At 60.4% G+C, this 23,404-nt stretch carries 19 protein-coding genes; 15 read left to right on the forward strand and 4 right to left on the reverse strand.

Annotated elements, in window-relative coordinates; genetic code table 11:
• Window positions 1-59 precede the first annotated feature (59 nt).
• The 3 genes from gyrA to B9A12_RS08715 are packed head-to-tail and all read left to right on the forward strand — an operon-like array spanning window position 60 to window position 4,960.
• A complete protein-coding gene (gyrA, locus tag B9A12_RS08705) occupies window positions 60-2,471 on the forward strand; it encodes a DNA gyrase subunit A (RefSeq protein ID WP_084057498.1) in 2,412 nt (803 codons plus the stop codon).
• 5 nt (window positions 2,472-2,476) lie between these two features.
• Window positions 2,477-3,517, forward strand: a complete 1,041-nt coding sequence (locus B9A12_RS08710) for an NAD(P)H-dependent glycerol-3-phosphate dehydrogenase (protein WP_084057499.1) — start codon at window positions 2,477-2,479, stop codon at window positions 3,515-3,517.
• Window positions 3,518-3,565: 48 nt separating this feature from the next.
• Window positions 3,566-4,960: a sensor histidine kinase gene (locus B9A12_RS08715; RefSeq protein ID WP_084057500.1), complete on the forward strand. Its 1,395-nt coding sequence runs from the start codon at window positions 3,566-3,568 to the stop codon at window positions 4,958-4,960.
• 11 nt (window positions 4,961-4,971) lie between these two features.
• Here B9A12_RS08715 and B9A12_RS08720 read toward each other — a convergent pair whose 3' ends face one another.
• On the reverse strand, window positions 4,972-9,684 hold the full coding sequence (locus tag B9A12_RS08720; RefSeq protein ID WP_084057501.1) for a hypothetical protein: 4,713 nt from the start codon (window positions 9,682-9,684) through the stop codon (window positions 4,972-4,974).
• Window positions 9,685-10,042: 358 nt separating this feature from the next.
• Here B9A12_RS08720 and B9A12_RS08730 point away from each other — a divergent pair, with 358 nt between their 5' ends.
• Window positions 10,043-10,525, forward strand: a complete 483-nt coding sequence (locus tag B9A12_RS08730) for a phosphatidylglycerophosphatase A family protein (RefSeq protein ID WP_170920474.1) — start codon at window positions 10,043-10,045, stop codon at window positions 10,523-10,525.
• A 28-nt stretch (window positions 10,526-10,553) separates the two neighbouring features.
• Here the strand turns inward: B9A12_RS08730 and B9A12_RS08735 are convergent, their stop codons facing one another.
• Window positions 10,554-11,168, reverse strand: a complete 615-nt coding sequence (locus B9A12_RS08735) for a VanZ family protein (RefSeq protein ID WP_084057504.1) — start codon at window positions 11,166-11,168, stop codon at window positions 10,554-10,556.
• A 150-nt stretch (window positions 11,169-11,318) separates the two neighbouring features.
• On the opposite strand from B9A12_RS08735, the gene B9A12_RS08740 reads away from it, so the two are divergent.
• The 11 genes from B9A12_RS08740 to rsmG all read left to right on the forward strand — a co-directional run bounded on the left by B9A12_RS08740 (window position 11,319) and on the right by rsmG (window position 21,267).
• On the forward strand, window positions 11,319-12,125 hold the full coding sequence (locus B9A12_RS08740; RefSeq protein ID WP_170920475.1) for a S1C family serine protease: 807 nt from the start codon (window positions 11,319-11,321) through the stop codon (window positions 12,123-12,125).
• Window positions 12,126-12,138: 13 nt separating this feature from the next.
• Window positions 12,139-13,233, forward strand: coding sequence for a S1C family serine protease (locus tag B9A12_RS08745; protein ID WP_084057506.1), 1,095 nt, complete (start codon window positions 12,139-12,141; stop codon window positions 13,231-13,233).
• 28 nt (window positions 13,234-13,261) lie between these two features.
• Complete coding sequence (locus tag B9A12_RS08750) at window positions 13,262-14,041, forward strand: enoyl-CoA hydratase/isomerase family protein (RefSeq protein WP_084057507.1); 780 nt, start codon at window positions 13,262-13,264, stop codon at window positions 14,039-14,041.
• Between the two features lie 6 nt (window positions 14,042-14,047).
• Window positions 14,048-15,709 carry a 2,3-bisphosphoglycerate-independent phosphoglycerate mutase gene (gene gpmI, locus B9A12_RS08755; RefSeq protein ID WP_084057508.1) on the forward strand — a complete coding sequence of 554 codons (1,662 nt, stop codon included), beginning with the start codon at window positions 14,048-14,050 and terminating at the stop codon, window positions 15,707-15,709.
• 227 nt (window positions 15,710-15,936) lie between these two features.
• Complete coding sequence (gene rpmH / locus B9A12_RS08760; RefSeq protein ID WP_084057589.1) at window positions 15,937-16,071, forward strand: 50S ribosomal protein L34; 135 nt, start codon at window positions 15,937-15,939, stop codon at window positions 16,069-16,071.
• Complete coding sequence (rnpA, locus tag B9A12_RS08765; RefSeq protein WP_084057509.1) at window positions 16,071-16,469, forward strand: ribonuclease P protein component; 399 nt, start codon at window positions 16,071-16,073, stop codon at window positions 16,467-16,469. The genes rpmH and rnpA overlap by 1 nt, the downstream gene beginning before the upstream one ends.
• Window positions 16,469-16,708: a membrane protein insertion efficiency factor YidD gene (gene yidD / locus B9A12_RS08770; RefSeq protein WP_342752489.1), complete on the forward strand. Its 240-nt coding sequence runs from the start codon at window positions 16,469-16,471 to the stop codon at window positions 16,706-16,708. Before rnpA ends, yidD begins: the two co-directional genes overlap by 1 nt.
• Window positions 16,709-18,400: a membrane protein insertase YidC gene (yidC, locus tag B9A12_RS08775; RefSeq protein WP_084057511.1), complete on the forward strand. Its 1,692-nt coding sequence runs from the start codon at window positions 16,709-16,711 to the stop codon at window positions 18,398-18,400.
• 67 nt (window positions 18,401-18,467) lie between these two features.
• Window positions 18,468-19,148, forward strand: coding sequence for an RNA-binding cell elongation regulator Jag/EloR (gene jag / locus B9A12_RS08780; protein WP_170920476.1), 681 nt, complete (start codon window positions 18,468-18,470; stop codon window positions 19,146-19,148).
• Between the two features lie 25 nt (window positions 19,149-19,173).
• Entirely contained in the window at window positions 19,174-20,580 is a 1,407-nt protein-coding gene (gene mnmE, locus B9A12_RS08785; protein WP_084057513.1) for a tRNA uridine-5-carboxymethylaminomethyl(34) synthesis GTPase MnmE, read from the forward strand.
• A gap of 12 nt (window positions 20,581-20,592) precedes the next feature.
• The gene (gene rsmG / locus B9A12_RS08790) at window positions 20,593-21,267 is read left to right on the forward strand and encodes a 16S rRNA (guanine(527)-N(7))-methyltransferase RsmG (RefSeq protein ID WP_170920477.1); all 675 of its coding nucleotides are present in this window, start codon (window positions 20,593-20,595) and stop codon (window positions 21,265-21,267) included.
• 11 nt (window positions 21,268-21,278) lie between these two features.
• Here the strand turns inward: rsmG and B9A12_RS08795 are convergent, their stop codons facing one another.
• Window positions 21,279-22,649, reverse strand: a complete 1,371-nt coding sequence (locus B9A12_RS08795) for a nicotinate phosphoribosyltransferase (protein ID WP_084057515.1) — start codon at window positions 22,647-22,649, stop codon at window positions 21,279-21,281.
• A 120-nt stretch (window positions 22,650-22,769) separates the two neighbouring features.
• Window positions 22,770-23,294: a cysteine hydrolase family protein gene (locus tag B9A12_RS08800; RefSeq protein ID WP_084057516.1), complete on the reverse strand. Its 525-nt coding sequence runs from the start codon at window positions 23,292-23,294 to the stop codon at window positions 22,770-22,772.
• Window positions 23,295-23,404 lie beyond the last annotated feature (110 nt).

Genomic DNA, 23,404 nt, shown 5'->3' on the forward strand with positions numbered 1-23,404 from the left:
GGCGTGGTGAGTGTTGCAGCACTTCACCTCTCACGACGAACGGATGATGGACGACAACGATGACGCAACCGACCATCAACATCGAAGACGAAATCAAGCTTTCTTACCTGGACTATGCCATGAGCGTGATCATCGGAAGAGCGCTTCCCGATGTCCGCGACGGCCTCAAGCCCGTGCACCGGCGTGTGCTTTATGCCATGCACGAGCTCAAAAACGACTACAACAAGCCCTACAAGAAATCCGCTCGTATCGTGGGTGATGTGATCGGTAAGTACCATCCCCACGGGGATTCCGCCGTCTATGACACCATCGTGCGCATGGCCCAGGACTTTTCCATGCGCTATCCCCTGGTGGACGGTCAGGGCAATTTCGGTTCCGTGGACGGGGACCCCCCGGCCGCCATGCGCTACACGGAGATCCGCATGGCGCGCCTGGCCCACGAATTCCTGAAGGACATCGAAAAGAAGACGGTTGAATTCGCGCCCAACTACGACAACTCCCTTCAGGAACCCACCGTGTTGCCCACGCGGGTACCCAATCTGCTGCTCAACGGTTCTTCGGGCATCGCCGTGGGCATGGCCACCAACATTCCGCCTCACAACATCACGGAGCTGTGTCGGGGGCTTCAGGCCCTGCTGAAGGATCCGGGGTTGACCAGTCGGGATCTCATGGAACATATCCCCGGACCCGACTTTCCCACCGGCGGGTTTATCGTGGGCAAGGAGGGCATCCGGGAGGCCTATGAAACCGGCCGCGGCCTGGTGCGTATGCGCGGGCGGGTGGAACTGGAGGAGGCGGGCAAGCGCCAGCAGTTGGTGGTGACGGAGCTTCCGTACCAGGTGAACAAGGCCAAGCTGCAGGAACGGATTGCGGAGCTGGTCAAGGAAAAGCGCATCACGGGCATCCAGGACATCCGTGACGAGTCCAGCCGAGAGGGCATGCGGATCGTTCTGGTGCTCAAAACCGGGGAAAACCCGCAGGTGGTGGAAAACCAGCTCTACAAGTTCACCGCCCTGGAGTCCACCTTCGGGGTGATCCTGCTGGCCGTGGTGGACAATCGTCCCCAACTGCTCAATCTCAAGGGGATGCTGTCCCATTTTCTCGATTTCCGCCGCCAGGTGGTGATCCGCAGAACCCGTTACGACTTGGAACAGGCCGAAAAGCGGGCCCACGTGCTGGAAGGACTCAAGATCGCCTTGGATCACCTGGATGCAATCATCCAACTGATCCGATCCGCGCCCAATCCGCCCACGGCCAAGGAACGGTTGATGGATCGATTCGGATTGAGCGCCGTGCAGGCCCAGGCCATCCTGGACATGCGCCTGCAGCGGCTGACCGGCCTGGAACGCGACAAGATCCTGAAAGAATACGAGCAGGTTCTGAAAGATATCGAGCGCTACCGCCAGATCCTCGCCTCCCCGGCCCTGGTGGACCAAATCATCCACGAGGAGCTGGAAGAGCTGGTGAACACCTACGGGGACGGACGCCGCACGGAAATCGTTCCCGATGCCCGGGATGTGAGCCTGGAGGATCTGATCGACGAGAAGGAAGTGGTGGTGACCATTTCCCATGCCGGCTATGTGAAGCGCACCCCTGTGGAGATCTACCGCAGCCAGCGCCGGGGCGGACGAGGCCGCATGGGCATGAGCACGCGCAAGGAAGATTTCGTGCGTTCCGTTTTCACGGCCTCCACCCACGACTACCTGCTGGTGTTCACCTCGCTGGGCCGCCTTTACTGGCTCAAGGTTTACAACATCCCCGAGGTGGGTCCGACGGCCAGCGGCAAAGCCATTGTGAACCTGCTGCCTTTGCTGGAGGGCGAGCGGGTGGCCACGGTCATGCCGGTGCGTGCCTTCGATGAAGGCTACCACGTGGTCATGGCCACCCGGAAGGGAATCGTCAAGAAGACGGCGCTGAGCGCCTTTGCCAACCCCCGTTCCGTGGGGATCCGGGCCATCCGGATCGACGAGGGCGACGAACTCATCTCGGTTTGCCTGACCGACGGAAAGCAGGATCTCTTTTTCATGAGCCGGGCGGGTAAGTGCATCCGTATCCATGAAACGACCGTTCGCGCCATGGGGCGCTCCACCCGCGGGGTGAAGGCCATGGAGCTGGCCGGCAGTGAATTGATCGGAATGGACACCATCATCGACGGTCATTCCATCCTGGTGGTCACCCAGAAGGGATTCGGCAAGAGAACCGCCTCTTCGGCCTACCGGGTGCAGGGCCGTGGCGGCCAGGGGGTGATCAACATCAAAATCACCCACAAGAACGGGCCGGTGGTGGCCTTTCGGCAAGTGAGCCGGGAAGACGAGATCCTGTTGATCACCAACACGGGCCGATTGATCCGCCTGGCCGTAGCCGATATCCGGGAGGTTGGACGTTCGACCCAGGGGGTCAAGCTGATGGATCTGAACGAGGGCGAAGAAATCGTGGATGCGGCCGTGGTGGCCGAATCCGAGGAGGAATAGGGCTCGTGGGAACAGGGGAACGGATCGCGGTGATCGGGGCCGGCAGCTGGGGAACGGCTCTGGCCCAGCTTCTGGCGGAAAAAGGCTATGGCGTGGATTTGTGGGTCTATGAGCCGGAACTGTGCGAAACCATCCGCCGTACCCGGGAAAACGACTACTATCTCAAAGGCTTTCGCCTGAGCGAACAGATCACTCCGTCCACCGACCTGGCTGGGATCGTTGCTTCCCATCGGGTGCTGGTCATGGTGGTCCCGTCCCATGTGTATCGCAGCGTGGCCTCGCGCATGGTGCCCCATCTGAAAAAGGGCTCCATTCTGGTGTCGGCCACCAAGGGCATCGAAAACGAGACGCTGCTCACCATGTCGGGCATCTGGAAGGAGTTGCTGGATCCGTCCTTGGAAGCCCACGTGGTGACCCTGGCAGGCCCTTCGTTTGCCCGGGAAGTCATGCAGAAGACCCCCACCGCCGTGACCGTGGCCGCCGATTCCCTGGCGGTGGCCGAAACGGTCCAGCGCATCTTCCACGCCCCGGCTTTTCGCGTGTACACGAGCCAGGACAAGGTGGGGGTGGAGCTGGCCGGGGCCCTGAAAAACGTGATCGCCCTGGCGGCGGGCACCTGTGACGGCCTGGGCTACGGCCATAACACTCGGGCGGCCCTCATCACCCGGGGGCTGGCGGAGATCACCCGGCTGGGGGTCCGCCTGGGAGCGCATCCCATGACCTTTGCGGGGTTGTCCGGCATCGGGGATCTGCTGCTCACGTGCACGGGGGATCTGAGCCGAAACCGGACGGTGGGATACCGGCTGGGTCGAGGCGAGAAGCTCTCGGATATCTTGGCGGACATGCGCATGGTGGCCGAAGGGGTGAAGACGAGCAAATCCGTTTATCATCTTGCCCGCAAGATGGAGGTGGACATGCCCATCAGTGAGCAGATCTACAAGGTGCTCTACGAGGACAAGGATCCCCGGCAGGCGGTGCGCGATCTCATGGAAAGGGATCTCAAATCGGAGATGGAATTTCCTTTGGGCATGCCGCAGGGAAGCTGACACGGGCGTCTTGACCGTTGTCTGAGGAGCGCACAGGAAGGTGGTGCCGTGTCCAAGGATACTCTGCAGGAAATAGAGCGGCGCGTTCGGGAAAAGAAGGCGGCCTATCAGCGCTACAATTTTGAAAGGCTCCAGGAGGAAGCCTTCGCCACGTTCTTCGACTTGGCGCAGGAATATACAAGTCTCGAGAATCTTTATCTCATCTGTGTGGCGGTTCCCAAGGAGTTCTTTGATCTGGACAGCCGCCTGTATGTCCACAATCGAAAGAGCGGTCGTTTGGAGCTGGTGGCCACGAGCAGGGACGGGCTGGTTACCAGTTCGGAGGACCGGATCGACTTTTCCCTTCCCATCCCCGACCGGATCCAGGAAACCCAGGATTCGGTCCTCTTTCCCATCCGGGGCAATCGAGCTCTCACCCAGTGGCTTCCCTTCAGCGCCCACGGGGATGTGCTGGGCCTCTTCCAGGTATTTCCCAAGGAGAAGGTGGATGAGAAAGGGCGTTTTTTCCTGGAAAAGCTGGCCAATCGCATCGGCTATAACCTGCACCAGAAGCTCCTGATCCAGCAAAACCTGGATCACATCAAGTTCATCAACCAGCTGGTGGCCGATATCGAACACAACGTCATCTCACCCAACCTTTACTACCGGCTTTTTATCCGCCGGCTCAATAGATCGCTCCAGGGCTACCAGGACGTCCGGGAGAGGCTGCGCGACCTCATCCTCTTTACCCAAACGCAGGACGAAGAGCTTTGCCGGGAGCTGTGCGAGATCTACCACATGCTGGCCACGGTCACTGAAAGCCTGGAGGAAGAATGCCGAGCCCTGCAGAAGCACTACGAGCACACCAGCCTCTTTCTGGAAACGCTGCTCAGGCGCGACCACTTCGAAAAGGGCACCTACGTACTTCGGAAACAACCGTGTAATTTCAAGACGGAGATCATCGAACCGCTGGTGGAACGCTACCGGCCCATCTTCGAAAAGAACGGAATCACGGTGGACAACCGCCTGGAAGAGATCCCCGACGAAGAAGTGATTCTTTTTGTGGACAAGGGATTGATTTCCCAGGTCTTTGACAATCTCTTCTCCAACGCGGTCAAATATGCCCGGCCCGTGCAAGACAGTCGGGGACAAAGCGTCAAACTCATTTCCTACAACCGCAAGATCTTGAAAAACCATTTCAGCGAGGGGATTCACGGCGTTCGGTTCAATATCTTCACCACCGGCGAGCCCCTGGATGCCGAGGATGCACAACGCCTTTTCCTGGAAGGCTACCGGGGCTCCAACGTGGGCCAGGAACGGGGAACCGGTCATGGGCTCCACTTCGTGAAGAATGTGGTGGAAATCCACGGCGGGCAGGTGGGTTGTGAGCCCAAGAAATATGGCAATGAATTCTATTTCATCCTGCCTCTCAAGGAAGAAACACCCCTGGAAGATCTTTCCTGATCCGCCCCTTTTCAGTTTGGGACCTTCATGGATTTGTCGTCGATGTAGGCAGCGATCATGAATTCGTATTCCTTTCCCACGTGGTGACGGAATCGGAAAAGCTCCTTTTTCAGATCCTGCCAGTAGGCGTCCAACGCCTCGGGATCATCCAAGGCATTGATGGTGACGGACACCCGAGTGAGGAATTCGTCCCGAACGCGGGACCGATGGAAATCGAAGAGTTCCTGGAGCAAAAAGACGTGGTCTTCGGACAGGGCGCTCTCCTGGATTGTCCGCTCCATGTCCGCTTGGATCCGGTCCAGCTCGGAAAATTCCTTCACGTCCGCCAATCGCCTTTGAAACCCTTCCAGGATCTTCTGGCTGATGGCCCGGAAGTGTTCCTGGTAGGCCTGTTTCAGGATCTCCAGCTGTTCCGCCGTATCGTAGGGAACCCTCTGAAGTTCCTTCACATGGAAGCGATATTTGGAGCGCAATTCCTCATGGGTGCGGGCGGAGCGCAAATCCCCAATGAGGGAGTCCACATGCAGGGTGTCGCGGAACCCGATGCGCACCCCTGGTCCGTAGGGGCTGGTTTCAAATAAAAGGCCGTCCAGCAGCCGCCTGTGGCTCCCCTCTGTCATGGGGGCCCTAAGAATGGCTTCCGGGGAAAAACCTTTGAGGATGTTTTTGAGGGCTTCTTGCTTGCGCTTGGCGCTCTGGCTGAGGGGGCGAAAGCTCACAAGCCCGCGGGCAGGCGTGTCCTCGATGAGCAAATGATAGCTATGGAGGCCCATGACGAGCAATTTGATGCTCTCTTCGACGCTCAGATAGCGCGTCAGCGGATGAAAATCGTAAACACGAAGGGCCTTCCCCAGGGGGTCCAGACAATGCAAAAGGTAACAGCAAACTTCCGGCTCCAGGGACCTGAGGATCTGCAGCGCGTTGGCCGCCCGTTCCAGGGCACGGGTAAAATGCGGCAAGCCGATGCTCTTGAGTCCTTTCTGATGGTAGATGAAAGGCACGGGAAGGTTCATGTGGAACATTTGCAGGTCCTTGAAATCCACCCATTGGATTTCCAAGAGCCGGAGCAGCCTTTCGAAGGCGGCGATCTGGCGGCCGCGCCACACCTCCTCGTCCCGGTCCTTTTCGTCCAGAAAGAGACAAGACGTGCCGTCCACGTTCAGCAGGAAGCAAATCTCAGGGGGAACGGCCTGGGGATCGTGGACCAAGGCCCGGCCCTTTTCCGCGAGAACGTCGTGTAGATGACCTTCCCAGGTACCTCCGGACTTGATGATGTGCAGGGCCTCGTGGCGATATTCCAGGAAGAGATCCAGGAGGTCTTCCGTCATGAGTCCTTCTTCCACGGCCGCCGCGGCCAGAACGCAATGGAGTACGTAGGCGTCCAGGAGACGGTCGTCCTTTTCAGCGCTCAGATGTTCCAGAGCCGAGGCAGGCTCGGCGCCTTGAATGACGTGCCCGATCGCCCCGTGATGGCGCACCAGCTCCAGAATCAGGTGCTGCAGGGGCTCGTCCAGGCCGTACTGATCCAGGATCGCCCGGTGTTCAAGGATGTGGGCGCTGCGCTGCGCGTGGGTCCAGATGTGTCGCAGAACCTCCTCCTCTTCCGCGTAGCTTTCCATCTTGCCCAGATCCTGAAAGAGCAAGGCCAGCGTAAAGGCCTGGTAGAGCAAGGGCCGTTGCTGGAGCCGCTCCACCAGATGTTCCAGCGTCTCCAGCTGATGATGTTTGACCCCGATGTCCTCCTCGGCCAGGGGTCCGAATTCCAGCTTGGCCAGCTGGTAGAAGGTGTTTTGATCCTGGAAGGAATCTCTGTCCTTGGTGATGAGGGCCTGGAACTTGTGCAGGCAGCGCATCACATAGGTCCCCACGGATTGTTTCTTACGGGTGGGCCAGTTTTCGATGAAGCGGCTGAGAGTGTGGAATTCGGGCAGAAGAAACTGGAGCAGGGTGGGGCAGTGGTCCACCAGCAATTCCACCGTGTCGTAGATCTCTTCCGGCACAAAGATTTGGGACAAAAAGACGTGGCGAATTCGTTCCTTGATGGATTCCAACCGCCGACTGATGGGCACCGCTCGGTCTGTTTCCCGGCTTTGCCCGTCCGGCTCCTCGCAGTATCCCTGGCACAGATAGACGTTGTAACTTTCCAGTTCGGCAAAGAGGCGTTCCAGTTCCTGCACGTCCTTTAGGGCGATGTCGTGTAGCCTCCGGTTTTCGAAGTGGACCAGCAATTCCTCCATGCGGACCATGTTTTCATGCACATCCACATAGGAGACATCGGTTGCCCGGGTGGTGGGGTTTTGGATGAGGCGGATGCCCGTGTGTTTGATGAAGGCCGGTCGGCCTTGGGCGAGGTGGGCCCGGATGCTTTCCAGATAGTCCGTATTCACCGATTCCGGGGGGAGCTGCAAAAGGGTCTTGCGAATCTTTTCCAGCCGCTCCGGCCTCTTATCCGGTTGGACCGAAGCGAAAATGGGATTAAAGTTCACAATCTTGTGCTGGCTCACGCTGACCGCCACCCACAGCAGACGAAACCCCGCTTCCGGGCCCAAGTTGGGAAAGAGATGACCCGTTCCGTGGAATTCGGTCTTGAGAAATTGCCGGAAGAAAAAGGTCTGCCTGGGGATGGGATCCTCACGGAAGCGGGCCCGGAATAGATTGGCCGTGTGGGCAAGAGTGAGGACCTTGTCCAGCTTCTTCAATCGCTCGGGATTGTAGTCACACAGGACTTCCTTTTCGTGAGGGCCCCTGTCCAGGAATTCCTGCCAATTGTTTAAGAATTCGAAGAGGTTGAAAAACTTGAGCATTTCCCGGAGGGCCTTGTTTTGAACTCCTCCCAGCTCACTGATCCGCACATCCTCCAGCATATCCCAATCCAGGCGGGGTTGGGTGGCCACCTGAACGGCATCGTTGTAGACGCGGAACACCTCTTGGGCCTGTTCGGCCGTGAAGTGCTCGCCCAAGGCCGCGGCAATTTCCGCCACGGTCATGAGCCGGCACACCCGCAGGGTCTCCAGGGCTTCCAAGGGGTCTTGAGTCGCCGCCATGTCGGTGAGCGGCTTCAGGCTCCGGGCCGGCATCTTGCCGAAGACGACACGGCTCATGGAACTGTGGCCCACCACGGTAGAAACCAATTCCTTCAGCTGGGTCTTGTTAAAGCCGTGCAGGGAGAGCTTTTCGATGTTTTCCAGGACCGGGGTGCTGTCTCCTTCGATTTGATCGGGATTCAGGTAGTCTTCGATCTGCTTCAACCGTTTGATCTGGCGGAGCAGACGGAGCACCGCCTGAAGATCCCGACTGCCGGTGCGCTTTCGACGGAAGGGATTGATGAGACGGTCCCTTTCCACCTCGCGGATTTTTACAAAATCTCCCTCCCGAATCTGGTGCAGTGTCTGGAACACGTTGTAAATGAAGTGAAAGGAGTTCCTGTAGGCCGCCACCAGGGGCAGTTGGCATCCCAGGAGGCCCTGTCGGCGAATCTCCTCTTCCAACTCTGAGAGAGTGGCGGAAGGCTGCTTGGGTTTTCCCAGGTAAAGGGCCAGGTTGTGGGGAAGGGGGCGATCCGTCCGGACTTTCTGTTTCCAGTGGGATTCCTGGGATTCGGTGGACTTGCTGTGGACCAGCTGGGTTTCGAAGTAGGCGGAAAAGACCTTCTCCCAAGCCGGCTCCGATAGGTTCCGGTAGCGATGGGGCAAAGGCCGGTCCAGGCGGGGCAGCCGGTCGATCTCCTCCAGGGAAATGTCCTGGAGGGGTTTTCCGCCCGTGAGCTCTTTCAGGTGGGAGCTGTTCAGATCCTGCTGATGGAGGAAGAAGTGGAGGTCCAGGGGATGGACATCAAGGGTGCCGTTGGAGCTTTCATAGCGCCTGTGTGTCTTGTATAGATGCGAGAAGAGAAGGAATTTCTTGCGTTCCTCCACGGTTTCGAATTCCACCCGGTAGTCCTGAGGGTCTTCGTTGCAGAAGACGCAATTACCCACCACCAAGAGAATTCCGTCCCGTTCCATGAGGTCGTGGATCTTTCCTGCCAGGTAGGCGGCGTAATTGAGCATCCTTTGCTGGCGGGGCAGGCGTTTGACGGGCTTGGGCAGAGGTTGGTCCAGCAGGTATTCGAAGGGATCCCGGGGAAAGATGACCACGTCCAGGCCGATGCGCCAGGATCTCACCTTGTCCAGGGAATCGATGATGAAGAGGCGGTGGTTGGACAGTCGGGCCGCCAGTTCATGGGAGATCAGATCGCTGGGCAAGGTCATGAGGCCGATATCGAGGCGTTCCGTGCCCGTCTCCTTGACATGCTCCAGAATGATCCGCTCGATCTCGTCCGCTTTCGTCTTGATGTCCTGAATGGATTGGGCCACCAGATTGATGGGGATGAGGAAATAGCGCGATCCTTCCCTGGAGAAGCGGATCAGAAGACCCAGTTTCTTGTAGATCGCGTTAATGCGCTCTGCATGGCGCGCGATCTCTTGCGGGTCGGTCAGATCCAGGCTTTGCAGAAAATCAAAATCGGCCTTGGAGAGCTTGGTCTGTTCGACCAGGCCGAACCCGTAGGCGTTCCCGCCGTGGCGGCTGATGAGAAAAGACGGGTGATCCTGAGCCGCGTAGGTTCCGAAGGGCACGTCTTTGGGGTCGATGCCGTAACGGGCGTAGTCGGCTGGGTCGATGACTCGGAAGGCGATGCGTGGATCCTCGGAGACAGAGGGCGCGCCCGTTTGGTTCGTTCGGCCCATGGGACCTCCTTCTTCAAAGCCCACTGGGGTATGAAAGTACTTGTTGCGCCACAAGATGTCATGATACCGGTAGGAGGTTCCAAGAACCAGGAAAATTGGCGGAAGCGGATCTTTTCCGCCCACGGGCAAAGATCTACAGCGCTCGCCCGAGTGGCCCTGACGGGGTGGGCAATGGTCGATCGAGGTGGGTTCTGGGAAGTGGAGTGGGACGGGGACGCAAGGCCGGCAGCCCAGCCCTTTCGGGCTGGGAAAGAGCCTGCGGACGTGGTATGGGCCATCGGGCAGCACCTGCCGTAAAGATTTGCGGCGGCCTGGCGCCCCTGGTGTGGACGAGGTGCTCTGAGGGCCAATGGAACGGATGAAGGATCGCGTTGACGGACTGGAAGCGATGGCCTTGAGTCTGGCGCGGCTGGGCGTTCTCGGCCGATCCCCGGCGGCCCCAGGGACGGTGGCCACCCTGGCGGCGGGGATTCCGTCGGCCTGGGTCGTGGCGCAACTTCCTTATGGGTGGGCCTGTCTCATCCTTGTACTTCTCTTTCCCGCGGCCTGCTGGGCGTGTGATCGGGCACAGCAAATCTTGGTAAAAGCGGATCCGGGCGAGGTGGTCGTGGACGAACTCATGGGGTTTCTTGTGACCATGATCGGTCTGCCGGCCACCGGGCTTTCCCTGCTGCTGGGCGCACTCTTTTTCCGCCTTTTTGACATCTGGAAGCCCTGGCCGGTGAATGTCTTGGACGGGGAGCTTCACGGCGGGCTGGGCATCATGGCCGACGATGTGGCCGCCGGGCTCTACGCCCATGCGGCGGTGGCCTTCCTGTTGCCCTTGCTGGAAAGGCTTTGACGGCGGCAGCGGCGGAAATGGTGAAGGATCAGGCAGGCGGATCGGTGCCACCCGTGCTGGTTCGCCCTCCGGCTTGGCGCCAACCGGGTGAGAACCTTCTCAGCAGGATCACCAGGAAGGCGCCGGCGGCCAGGCCCGCCAGATCCCAGGTGAAGTCGCCCAGGCTGGGACAGCGGCCGGGCACCCAGCTTTGGTGCCATTCGTCCAGGAGGGTGTAGGGTCCCCCGGTGAGGATCACGGTGGCCAAGAGCCTGCCGGGCGCTTCCGCTGGCACGACGCCCGACCAGCCCCATCCCAGGAAGATGGCCAGGGAGGCGTATTCCAGAGGATGGAAAAAATCTCCAGGCACGGGAAGCTCCACGCCTTGCAGGCTCTGGCCGGACAAACAATAGATGAAGAGGCCGTAGAAAAAGGCCGGAACGAAGCGGGGCCATCTCCGGCCCGTCCAACGCGCGCTCCCGCGGACCATGGCCCAAGAGAAGAGGGCACCACCGCCCAGGGCGCTCACGGTCAGGTGTACGTCCAGGTTTCCTGCCTGGTTCTTGGCCTCTTTGAAGGCCAGGAGCGCAAGCGCCTGGGCAACGAAAAGCAGGAAAAGGTGAACCCAGGGACTCCAGGTGAGCCAGGATTTGAGCGTTCCCAAGCGCGCTTTCCAGGATTGGGTGTGTGAGGGGCTGTGGATTTGCCGACCTGGTGGGTTTTTGATACGCTGCGAAGTCATGGTACGTCCTGGCCGCGGAGCGTGTTGATGAGCAGTGTTCCAAAGGTTCCGGAGAATTTGCGAGATGTCTTCATGAGCCTTCTTCCAGCGCACCAAGCCTTGTTTCGGAACGTCCTGGTGGGGCTGTTCTTTTCGGTCGCTCTCCTTCCTTCCACGGCATCGAGCCTGCTGCGGGAGGAATTGAATACCATCGCCGTCTATGAAAAGGTATCCTCTTCGGTGGTCAACGTGGTCACCACCACGGTTCTCTATGATTTCTTCTATCGACCCGTCCCGCAAGAGGGTGCGGGCTCGGGCGTGATTCTAAGCGCGGACGGAACGATTGTCACCAACTACCATGTGGTTCGGGGTGCCAAGGCCATCGAAGTGCGCTTGGCGGACGGAAGCCGATGGCCGGCCGAAGTGGTGGGGACGGCACCTGAAGACGATCTGGCCGTCATCCGCATCCAGGCCGAAGGCCGCGATCTGGTTCCGATCTCCCTGGGCGATTCGGACGCGCTGGAGGTGGGCCAAAAGATCTATGCACTGGGAAATCCTTTTGGATTGGGGCAGACTCTGACCGCCGGCCACGTGAGTCAGCTCAAGAGAAGCATTCGCGATCAAGGGCGTGTGCTCGAGGACCTGATCCAGGTGGATGCGGCCATCAACCCCGGCAATTCCGGCGGCGCGCTGGTGGACAGCCAAGGCCGGCTGGTGGGTATCAATACGGCCATTTTGAGTCCCACGGGAACGAATGTGGGGATCGGTTTTGCCATTCCGGTCAACCGGGTGAAAGCGGCGGTGCCGGGTATGACGAGCTGGTGGAACAAGTACCTGGGCTACATCCTGGCGGGCCTGCTGGCCTATTGGATCTGGAAACGGATTGCCCGTCTACGCTGAGGAGGAATGGGAAATGAATCGTTGGCGGAAAAGATGGTGGATGGGGGTTGTGACGGCGGCCTGCCTGCTGGCGCTGGCCTGTCCCCAAGCCCGAGCTTTGACGGAAGACGAGAAGAACAATATCGAGCTCTACCGCCAATTGTCCCCGGGCGTGGTCAACATTACGAGCACCGTCTTGGAGCGGGACTTCTTCTTCAACATCGTTCCCCGACAAGGCGCTGGATCCGGATCCATCATCAGTGAGGAAGGCTACATCCTGACCAATCACCACGTGATCGAGGACGCCCGCAAACTGGAAGTGACCCTGGCCAATGGCAAGAAATACGCCGCCAAGTTCATCGGATCAGACCCCAACACGGACATCGCGGTCATCAAGATCGATGCGCCCAAAAAGGACCTGGTGGTCATCCCCATGGGGAGTTCCAGGGACCTCAAGGTGGGCCAGAAGGTTCTCGCCATCGGAAACCCCTTCGGCCTGGGCCAGACCCTCACCACGGGGATCATCAGCTCGGTGGGTCGCACGCTGCGCTCGCCGGGTGGTGCTCTGGTGGAAGACGTGATCCAAACCGATGCGTCCATCAACCCCGGCAATTCCGGCGGTCCGCTCATCGATTCGTCCGGGAAGATGATCGGTGTGAACACCGCCATCTTCAGTCCCACGGGCGCCAATGTGGGCATCGGGTTTGCCATCCCCGTGGACACGGTCAAACAGGTGGTCCGGGAACTGATCGAAAAGGGCTACTACGGGTATCCGTGGCTGGGCGCCACCCTCATGACTCTCTTTCCCGATTTTGCGGAAGCCTTGCAGTTGAGCGTGAACCGCGGGGCTATGATCGTGGAGGTGGTTCCAGGGGGACCGGCGGACAAGGCCGGTCTTCGCGGCGGCCATGCCCGGGCCCAGGTGGGCAATTACGTGCTCATCGTGGGCGGGGATGTGATTGTGGGAATCGACGGCGAGCCGGTGGACAGTGCGGATGATCTCATGCGGGCGCTTCGACGCTACCGGCCGGGCAACCGTGTCCGGCTGGACGTGGTCCACTGGGAAGGAGATCGGGATCGGGTCACGGTGATCCTGGGGGAAAGGCCCCGCAGGTACCGATATAGGTAGATGAAGGGCGCAAAAAGAGGAGGGATCCATGGCATACCAGACCATTCTCATGGAGATCGGCGAAGATTTTGTGGGCTCCATCACCCTCAACCGACCCGACCAACTCAACACCTTCACCAGTCAACTGGCGGAGGAGCTGGACGAAGCCCTGAAGGCCCTGGATCGGGATCCCAAGGTCCGGGTGATTCTTCTCAAGGGCGCGGGCAAGCACTTCTGTGCGGGCATCGAGGTGACCGAGCTGGAAGGTAAGAGCCCCATGGAACTGCGCCAATGGATCGCTCACATGGAGCGGCCGTTGGTGAGCATCAGTGGTCTCAAAAAACCCGTCATCGCCCAGGTTCAGGGAACCGCCGCCGCCAACGGGGCCGGCTTGGTGGCCGCCTGCGACCTGGCCATCGCATCGGAAAAGGCCCGCATCGGCCTGACCGCCATCAATGTGGGACTCAATTGCGTGGGCCCCGTGATCCCCGTTTCCAAGTGCGTGGGGCGCAAGGTGGCCTTGGAGATGCTCCTGTTTGGGGAGTTGTTGTCGGCGCAGGAGGCTCTGGCCAAGGGACTGTTCAACAAGGTGGTGCCGGCCCAGGATCTGGAAGAGGCCGCCCGGCAATGGGCCGCCACCCTGGCCCAAAAGAGTCCCATTGCAGTGCAGATCGCCAAGAGCGGGTTTTATACCGCCGCCGACATGGAATATCATCGGGCCTTCGAATACATGAACGAGGTCTTCGCCCGGCTCTGTACCACCGAGGACGCCAAAGAAGGGGTGAAGGCCTTCAAGGAAAAACGCAAACCGGTGTGGAAGGAACGCTGAAAAACCATGAAATGGGAAAAGCTGCTGAAAGACGGGCTGACAGGCCCGCTCACGCTGGTCATCATGGACGGCATCGGTTTTTCGGAAAGGCGGGAAGGCAACGCCGTCGCAGATGCCCATACGCCCCACCTGGATTGGCTTCTGGCCCACTGCCCCCACGGCCTGCTCAAGGCCCACGGCACGGCGGTGGGCCTGCCTTCCGATAAGGACATGGGCAATTCCGAGGTGGGCCACAACGCCATGGGAGCCGGACGAATCTATGCCCAGGGGGCCCGCCTGGTCAACGAAGCCATCGAAACGGGACGCCTTTTCCAGGGAAAGACGTGGCGGCACCTGATGGACTATTGCCGGGAAAACAACGGCACACTCCATTTCATCGGCCTCTTTTCCGACGGCAATGTGCACAGCCATCTGGATCACTTAAGGGCCATGCTGGAAAGGGCCGCTCTGGTGGAAAAGATCCCTCGAGGCCGTATCCACATCCTGTTGGACGGTCGCGATGTGGGGGAAACCTCGGCCCTGGAATATGTGGATCCCTTCGAAGCCTATCTCCAGGACCTGAACAGCCGGGCGGGCGTGGACTATCGCATCGCCAGCGGCGGTGGACGCATGGCCGTCACCATGGATCGCTACGAGGCCGACTGGTCCATGGTGGCCCGCGGGTGGGAAACCCATGTGGCGGGGCGGGGGCGGACCTTCCGAAGCGCACGGGAAGCCATTGAAACCTACCGCCGGGAAATCCCCGGCATCATCGACCAGGACCTGCCGCCTTTCGTCATCGCCGACGATCAGGGCCCTGTGGGCCCCATCCGGGACGGAGACTCGGTGATCTTTTTCAATTTCCGGGGCGACCGGGCGATCGAGATCAGCCGGGCCTTTGAAGAAGAGAATTTCGACAAGTTCCAACGGGATCCCTATCCCAAGGTGGCCTACGCGGGCATGATGGAATACGATGGGGACTTGCACATTCCCAGGAGCTATCTGGTGGAACCGCCCCATATCGAAAAGACCGTCAGCGAACTGCTGTGCGCCCAGGGGATCCGGCAGTTGGCCATCAGCGAAACCCAGAAATTCGGCCATGTGACCTATTTTTGGAATGGCAATCGGTCGGGAAAATTCGATCCCGAGCTGGAAGAATACGTGGAGGTCCCGTCGGATCAGGTGCCCTTCGAAGAAAGGCCGTGGATGAAGGCGGCGGAGATCACCGACCGCGTGGTGGAAGAAATCCGGGGTGGCCGCTTCGACTTCATGCGTCTCAACTTCGCCAACGGGGACATGGTGGGCCACACCGGCATCTACCAGGCGGCCCACATCGCCGTGGAAGCGGTGGATCTGTGCCTGGGGCGGATCATGAGGGCGGTCCGGGAGGCCGGCGGGATGTTGCTGGTGACAGCCGATCACGGTAACGCCGAGGAGATGTACGAACTGGACAAGAAGACGGGAGAGGTGAAGCGTCACGCGGACGGAACACCCAAGGCCAAGACCTCCCATTCCCTCAATCCGGTCTGGTTCCTTGTCTACGAACCTTCCGGCAAGCTGCAGGTTCGCTTCGACCCGGAAGTGCCGGATCCGGGTCTGACGAACATTGCGGCCACCTGCATGCAGATTCTGGGGGTGAAGCCGCCGGACTTTTACGATCCCCCGCTTCTGCTCTTTGCCGCATCCTAAATGGTTTCGGGCTCGGGCGTGCCGGGGCGGCGGGGACGGCACCAAAGGGTGGGACGGGAGCTGGTCCGGGGTTTTCCGTCCTTGACAAGCTCAGGTCCCCTTGACTATAAGCAAAAATTCGCTTTTCGGGGTCTTTGACGGGCCGCCGGAAGCGGATTTTTGTTGGCTTGAAAAAGCCCATCGAGGCCCGGTGCCTGACCATATCGACCAACGAAGGGGAGAAGAAGATGAAGCGAACCTATCAGCCGAGCAATATCAAGAGGAAGCGAACCCACGGATTCCTGGTCCGCATGTCCACCAAGGCCGGGCGCCAGGTCATCAAGCGGCGCCGCGCCAAAGGACGGAAGCGCCTGGCCGTCTGATGACGGAGACCCGATCGGGGCTTCCCATGGGCCCAAACAAGCGGGATGATCATCGCTTCCGCCCGCACGAACGGCTTCGTAAACGTTCGGAATACCTTCGCGTCAAAGGGGAAGGCCGGCGCCTTCCCTGCCAACGTTTTGTGGTCAATGTGGCTCCCAACGGATTGGACCACCACCGGTTGGGCCTCATTGTCCAGAAAAGGTTCTGGAATGCGGTGCAACGCAACCGCATCAAGCGGTGCCTTCGTGAATGGTTCCGGCTCCACAAGCACCGCCTTCCGGGGCCAGGAAAGGATATCGTGGTGATCGCCCGGCCCGGTGTCGAGCGGCTCAAAATGCCGGAAATGGCCGAGCAACTCAACCGGTGCCTTGGGATGCATCCCAAACGACGGTCATGATCAAACACCTACTGCTTGCTTTAGTGCGCTTTTATCAGCTTGCTGTTTCTCCCGTGCTGGGAGCCAACTGCCGCTTTTACCCCTCCTGTTCCGCCTACACCTTTCAAGCCATCGAACGATATGGACCTTGGCACGGCACGCTGATGGGACTGAAGCGGCTATTGAAGTGCCACCCGTTTCATCCGGGCGGCTACGATCCCGTACCGGAAAGACCGGATCATCGAATGGAGTGTTGCTAGATGGAAAAAAGAGCACTGCTCGCCTTTGTATTGTCCCTGGGAGTGGTCCTGCTCTGGGAAGTCTTCGTGGCTCCCCGGATCACTCCGCAGGCGCCCGTGCAGCAGACGGCCCAACAGGAGCCTGCCTCCCAGAGCCCGAAGACGACGGCCGTCAAGGACGGGAAGGCCCCGTTCGTAAAGACAGAGGGGGATTCGAAGACCTCCCTGGAGGCCATTCCCCAGGCCCACGCCCAGGCTCAACCCGTGCCGATCAAGGTGTGGGAAGTGGACACGCCCCTCTATACGGCCCGGGTGGCCTCCGCCGGTGCGCGGCTCCAGAGCTTCCAGCTCAAAAAGCACCGCCAGGCCGTGGATCCCCATTCCCCCCCCATGGATCTCATCCCGGCCCACGGCGCCGGATACTATCCCCTGGCCGTGGATTTCTTGAAACACCCGCAATGGTCCTTGGCCACGAGGAACTTCGAAAGCCAAGCGCCGCAGCGGATTGCCATCCAACCCAACGACAAGGAAGCGTTGCTGACCTTGACGGCCGAAGAGCCGGGCAAGGTGCGCGTCACCAAGGTCTTTCGGTTCGCAGCGGACACCTACACCGTCCAGGTGGACGTGATTGTGGAGAACCTGGGAGCGCAAGGGTTTACCGACCGGGTGGGAATCAGTTCGTATGCTGTGCCGTTCGAGGCCAAACAGAGCCGATACAACCAGATGCGGGTGAGCGTTCTTCAGAACGGCAAGTTGGAAAACTTGAACGAGAAAAAGCTCGGCAAGGAAACGCCTGTGTTCAAGCCACCCGTACAATGGATGGGCTACCAGGACAATTACTTCCTCCAGGCCATCGTTCCCCTGAAGCAAGACCACTACCAGTTGGTCCCCCGTCTGGTGGATCAGAAGCTCGGGCTGGTGCAGATGGTGCTCTTGACGGACCCGTTTGAGCTGGCCCCCGGCTCCAAGGCGGTCATTCCGGCCCAGTACTACTTCGGGCCCAAGGAAATGGCCCATCTCAAGCTGGCTGACCACAACCTGGACCGGGCCTTGGATTTCGGCTGGTTCACGGTCATCGCCAAGCCCCTGCTGGTCTTTCTCAAATGGCTCAACAACTACACGCAAAACTACGGCATTGCCATCATCATCCTGACGATCATCATCAAGATCCTCTTCTGGCCCCTGACGCACAAAAGCTACAAGTCCATGCAGGTCATGAAGAAGATCCAGCCCAAGATGGCCCAGATCCGGGAAAAGTACAAAGACGACCGGGAAAAGCTCAACCAGGAGCTCATGATGCTCTACCGCACCTACAAGGTGAACCCCCTGGGGGGCTGCCTGCCCATGGTGCTGCAGATTCCGGTCTTTTTCGCCCTCTACCGCATGCTCTACGGGGCCATCGAACTGCGCCACCAGCCCTTCTGGCTCTGGATCAACGACCTGACCGCACCGGATCGGCTGGACGTGGGCTTCAACATTCCCTATCTGGGACATGGGTTGCCCGTGCTCACCCTGCTGATGGGGGTTTCCATGTTCGTACAGCAGAAGATGACCCCCTCGTCGGGAGATCCCCGCCAGGAAAAGATGATGCTTTTGATGCCCGTGATCTTTACGGTTTTCTTCATCAACTTTCCCTCGGGACTCGTGTTATACTGGCTGGTAAACAACGTCTTGTCCATCGTGCAGCAGTACTGGATCAATCGTACCGTCTAACCAGGCGCCCTCCGCACTCGGCTGGTCGACACGACCCATGCGCTGCGCAAGACAAACGGAGGAGAGTATGCCAACGCAGGAATTCGAAGGTAAATCACTGGACGAGGCGATTCAAAACGCCTGTGACGCCTTCAATCTGCCTCGGGAACAATTGGACATCGAAATCCTTTCCAAGGGGTCTTCGGGCATCTTCGGCATCGTGGGCGCTCGGAAGGCCCGGATCCGCGTCACCCCCAAGGAGACACCGCTGGATGCCGCCTCCCAGCGGGCCAAGGAAGTCCTGGCGGAGATCCTCAAGTACGTGGATCTGCCGACCGTCGTGGAGGCGGACGTGCGCGATGAATGCATCTACCTGAACATCGTCAGCAACGGCTCGGGGCTTCTCATCGGCAAGCGGGGAAAAACCCTGAACGCCCTGCAATACCTGGTGAACAAGATCGTGAGCCGCGAAATGGGAAAGAACATCCCCATCGTGGTGGACACGGAAAACTACCGTTCCAAGCGGGAAGGAAGCCTGACCGAATTGGCGCGGCAGTTGAGCGAAAAGGTGAAGAAATCGAAACGGCCTCTCACCACCGGACCCATGAACGCCCAAGATCGGCGCATCATTCATCTGGCCCTCAAGGAAGACCAGGGCGTTCGGACCAAGAGCAAAGGGGAAGGCACCCTGCGTCGGGTGGTCATCTACCCCGTGAAGAAGAACAAGGGCCAGACGAATTCCGTGGCGGAAGCCGAGACCAACGCCTGATCAACGGAGGCTGCATCAACGCACGATGGACATTGCCTGCCGTCGGGACACAATCTGCGCCATCGCCACACCCATCGGCATCGGGGGCATCGGGATCCTGAAGATTTCAGGGGCCGATGCCCTCCGCATTTTGCGCACCCTTTTCGTGACACGCACCGGAAAGCCCCGTTCCTCCTTTCCCTCCCACCGGCTTTGCCATGGGTGGATCCGGGACCCGAAGACCTTGGAACCGGTGGACGAGGTGCTGGCGAGCTACATGGCCGCTCCGCGCACCTACACGGGCGAGGACGTGGTGGAGATCAACTGCCACAGCGGCTACGCGGTGCTCAACCGCATGCTGGAGATCGTGGTCAGCCAGGGGGCCCGTGTGGCGGAGCCGGGCGAGTTCACTCAGCGGGCCTTCCTTTCGGGGCGACTGGACCTTTCCCAGGCCGAGGCGGTGGCGGACATCATCCACTCCCGCTCCCAAGAGGCGCTGAAACAAGCCGGCCGTCACCTTCGAGGGGACTTCGGTCGGGAGGTGAGCCGGTGGCGGGAGCATTTGATGGAGCTGGAGGCCCAGGTGGAGGCTCACCTGGACTTTGCAGAGGACCTTTCCGAAGAGGGCGATCCCGCCTTGGCAGGACTCTTGAGCCGGGTGGAAACCCAGGTGATCCCGGCCCTGGAACGGATCGTCTCCCACTACGAAGAGGGCCGGGTGCTGCGCGAAGGGCTTTCCATGGTGCTGGTGGGCAAGCCCAACGTGGGCAAATCGTCCCTGTTGAACGCCCTGGTGGGCCGGGACCGGGCCATCGTCACGGCGATGGAGGGAACCACCCGGGACGTGGTGGAAGACAGCTTCTGGGTGGCGGGGGTGGAAGTGCGGGTGCTGGACACGGCGGGCATCCGACAAAAGCCAGACGCCATCGAATCCATGGGAATCGAACGCACCCTGCGCAGCGTGGACGAAGCGGACCTGGTCCTGTGGATCCTGGACCACAGCCGGCCGCTCACCGAAGACGACGACCGGATTCACGAAAGGATCTCCGGAAAACGGGTTCTGGTGGTCTTGAACAAGATGGACCGCTGTGGGCCCACCACGGCCCAAGCCGCCCGGACCCGCTACGGGCTGGAAGGCGACGTGGTGGAATTGTGCGCGTTGCGCCCCGAAGATGCCCAGCGCCTGAAAAAGATCCTTCAAGACCGGGTGCTCAAGGAAGCGCTTCTTTCGGCGGAGTCCACCTTCGCCGTCAACCGTCGGCAGCGGGATTGCTTGGCCCGTGCCCTGGAAGCCCTCCAAAGGGCCTGCGCCCTGCCCGATCCGGAGGCGTGGCCCGAACTGGTGAGCGAGGAACTGCGTGCGGCCCGAAAAGAACTGGATGCCATCCTGGGCCTGGAAGCCGATGAGGAGCTGCTGGATCGGATCTTTTCGCGGTTTTGTATCGGAAAGTAGATCGGGGGGGCCGTGGTCAAGGCATGTGAGGAGACGCTCAACGACCTGGTGGGACGGCTGGGGCTTTCCGTGGGGACGCGCCAGGTGACGCTTTGCTGCCTCCATTTGGAGCTGGTCTTCCGCTGGAACCGGCGCGTCAACCTCACACGAATACGCCAAGAGGAGGCCCTTTCCAAACACCTTTTGGACAGCCTCATTCCCCTTTCCGTGCTGCCGGAGGGCGGTTGGGTCCTGGATGTGGGAAGCGGAGCGGGGTTTCCGGGCATTCCCCTGGCCGTGTGCCGGCCCGGGAGCCGGGTGATGCTTCTGGACGCGTCCCGCAAGAAGACGAGCTTTCTGAAGGTGGCGGCGGCGGACCTGGGGCTTTCCAATGTGCGGGTCATCCACGGTCGGCTCGAAGACTTTGCCGAATCGCACCGGCAAGAAGGCCCCGCCAAAGGCTTTGATCTCATCACCTTTCGAGCCGTGAGCCCGGATCCGGAGCGGATGGCCTTGCTGGCACGGCTTGCCAGGGCGGGGAGCGGGTGCATCGCCTACTGGGCCGGTGCCAAAGCGGACCCGGCCCAGGCGGCCGGCTGGAACCGGCAGCAACTGGAGCGGCTGGACGACTTTTGCTACGAGCTTCCCAACGGGCTGGGAAGGCGACGTCTCATCCGATGGCGGGTCCGTGCCTCGCGAACCACGTGACCCATGACGGATCACGGACTCCCCACTTCGTCTCGCCTGCGATCGCGCGTCACCCGATCCTGGAGGTCCTGGAGGGCCCGGCTCACCCGAACGGGATAGTGTTGGGTGGGTCGCAGGGCCTTATAGGGTTCGGGAAGGCGGTTCCAGTCTCGATCAAAGCGGCGGCGGATGGTTTCCAGGGATTCTTCGGATCGGATCCGCTCTCCTTGGCGGAAGACCTCCACAAGCAGGGGTTTGGTGCCGGGCATGGGCTCTTCGGCCAGGCCCAGCACGTCTTCGTGCAGGGTCCCCGTGGGGGTGAAGGATCGGAAGACCTGTTTTCGTCCCACCCAGGTGGTTTTTGCAGGGCTCAGTTTCAGGATGGGCCGCCCCTCGTATTCCACCAGCTTGTAGGCCATGTCCAGATACGGAGCGTCGGCGGAGACCCCCAGACGGGTGCCGATTCCGGCGGCGTCGATGCAGGCTCCCTGGGAGAGAAGTTCTTCCAGGCGGTATTCGTCCAGGTTGCCGCTGGCCATGACGGCCACATGGTCCAGGCCGTGGCTGCGGAAGAGGTCTTTGACCTTTTGGCTGAGGTGGAGCAGATCGCCGCTGTCCAGGCGCACCCCCCGGAGGGCCTTGCCCTGTTGGCGCAATTCCTTGGCCAGGGCCACGGCCTTTTCGGCGGCCTTCAGGGTGTCGTAGGTGTCCAGCAAGAGCACGGTGTTGTCCGGAAAGACGCGGGCGTAGGCTTGGAAGGCATCCGCTTCGTGGGGAAAGCTGGTGATGTAAGAATGGGCCATGGTGCCGTAGACGGGGATTCCGTAGAGCTGGCCCGCCAGAACGTTGCTGGTCCCCAGAAAGCCTGCGATGTAGCTGGACCGGGCCGTCTTGAGTCCCGCGTCCACGCCCTGGGTGCGGCGCAGGGAAAAGTCCACCAGGGGGCGGCCCCGGGCGGCGGCCACACAGCGGGCCGCCTTGCTGGCGATGAGGGTTTCCTGGTGCAGGGTGTTGAGGGCCAGGGTTTCCAGGATTTGCCCCTGGATGATGGGAGCGCTCACCTCCAGCAAGGGCTCTTGGGCGAAGAAGATCCGGCCTTCGGGAAGGGCCCGCACGGAGCCGGTGAACCGGAAGCGGGCCAGGTAGTCCAGGAAGCCTTCGGGGAATTTACCGAGAGATTGCAAATAGTTCAGGGAATCGGGATGGAAGCGGAACTCCTGGATGGCCGCCGCCAGGCTTTCCAAGCCCGCCGCCACGAAGTAGGCCCGCTGGGGCGGATAGTCCCGGATGAAAAGGCTGAAGGTGGCCTGCCCCTCCATGCCTTCCTGCCAGTAACTGGCGGCCATGGTGAACTGGTAGTAGTCGGTGACCATTTCGGGGCGGTAGCCGTTCCAAAGGTGCATGTGAAGTCTCCTTGAGGGGCCGTTGGCGGCCGTTGCCAGCGGGATGGGGAACCTGTGAACCTGGACCCGTCACGTGAGGACGTCGAGCCGAAAGCCGTCTGGAGAGGATTCCGGTGCGGGTCACGGATGGAGTCGCGCGCCGTAGACCCGTTCCATGCGCTCAAGGGCGAAGCGGTGGAACTGGGGATCGAAGTCGGCCACGGCCCGCACGGGAACCACCACGGGGTAGTCGCGGTTTCTCAGATCGCCCACCGTGTCCATGACGCAAATGGAGGTGCACACGCCGCACACCCAGACTTCCTTGGGCGAGATCTCTTGTAGAATCTGATCCAGGGGGGTGTTGAAAAAGGCGCTGTAGCGGGTCTTTTCCACAATGCGGGCCCGGGGGGGCGGTTGGAGCGCGTCGATGATCTGGGCGCCCCAGGTGCCGCGCACGGCGTGGGGGGGAAACATTTGGAATTCCGGGTCATCGGGGCGATGGGCGTCTTTCACGTAGATGAGCCCCTGGTCATCCGCCGCAAACCGCTCCACCAGCTCCCGGATGGGCTCCACGATCTCCTGGGCCGGCGGGCCGCAGGTGAGCGCCCCCTGGGGATGGACGAAGTCGTTGAGCATATCGATGACCAGCAGTGCCTTTTCCGCCATGACGCATTCCTCCCGGCTCTCTTTTTCCTATTCATCTTAAAAATAATTGTATGGGGGGCGCCTGAAAAGTATAATCGCGTCCGGCGGCCCCCCGAGGGGCTGCGGGGAGG

The organism is Desulfacinum hydrothermale DSM 13146 (assembly GCF_900176285.1).
Classification (GTDB): Bacteria; Desulfobacterota; Syntrophobacteria; order Syntrophobacterales; family DSM-9756; genus Desulfacinum; species Desulfacinum hydrothermale.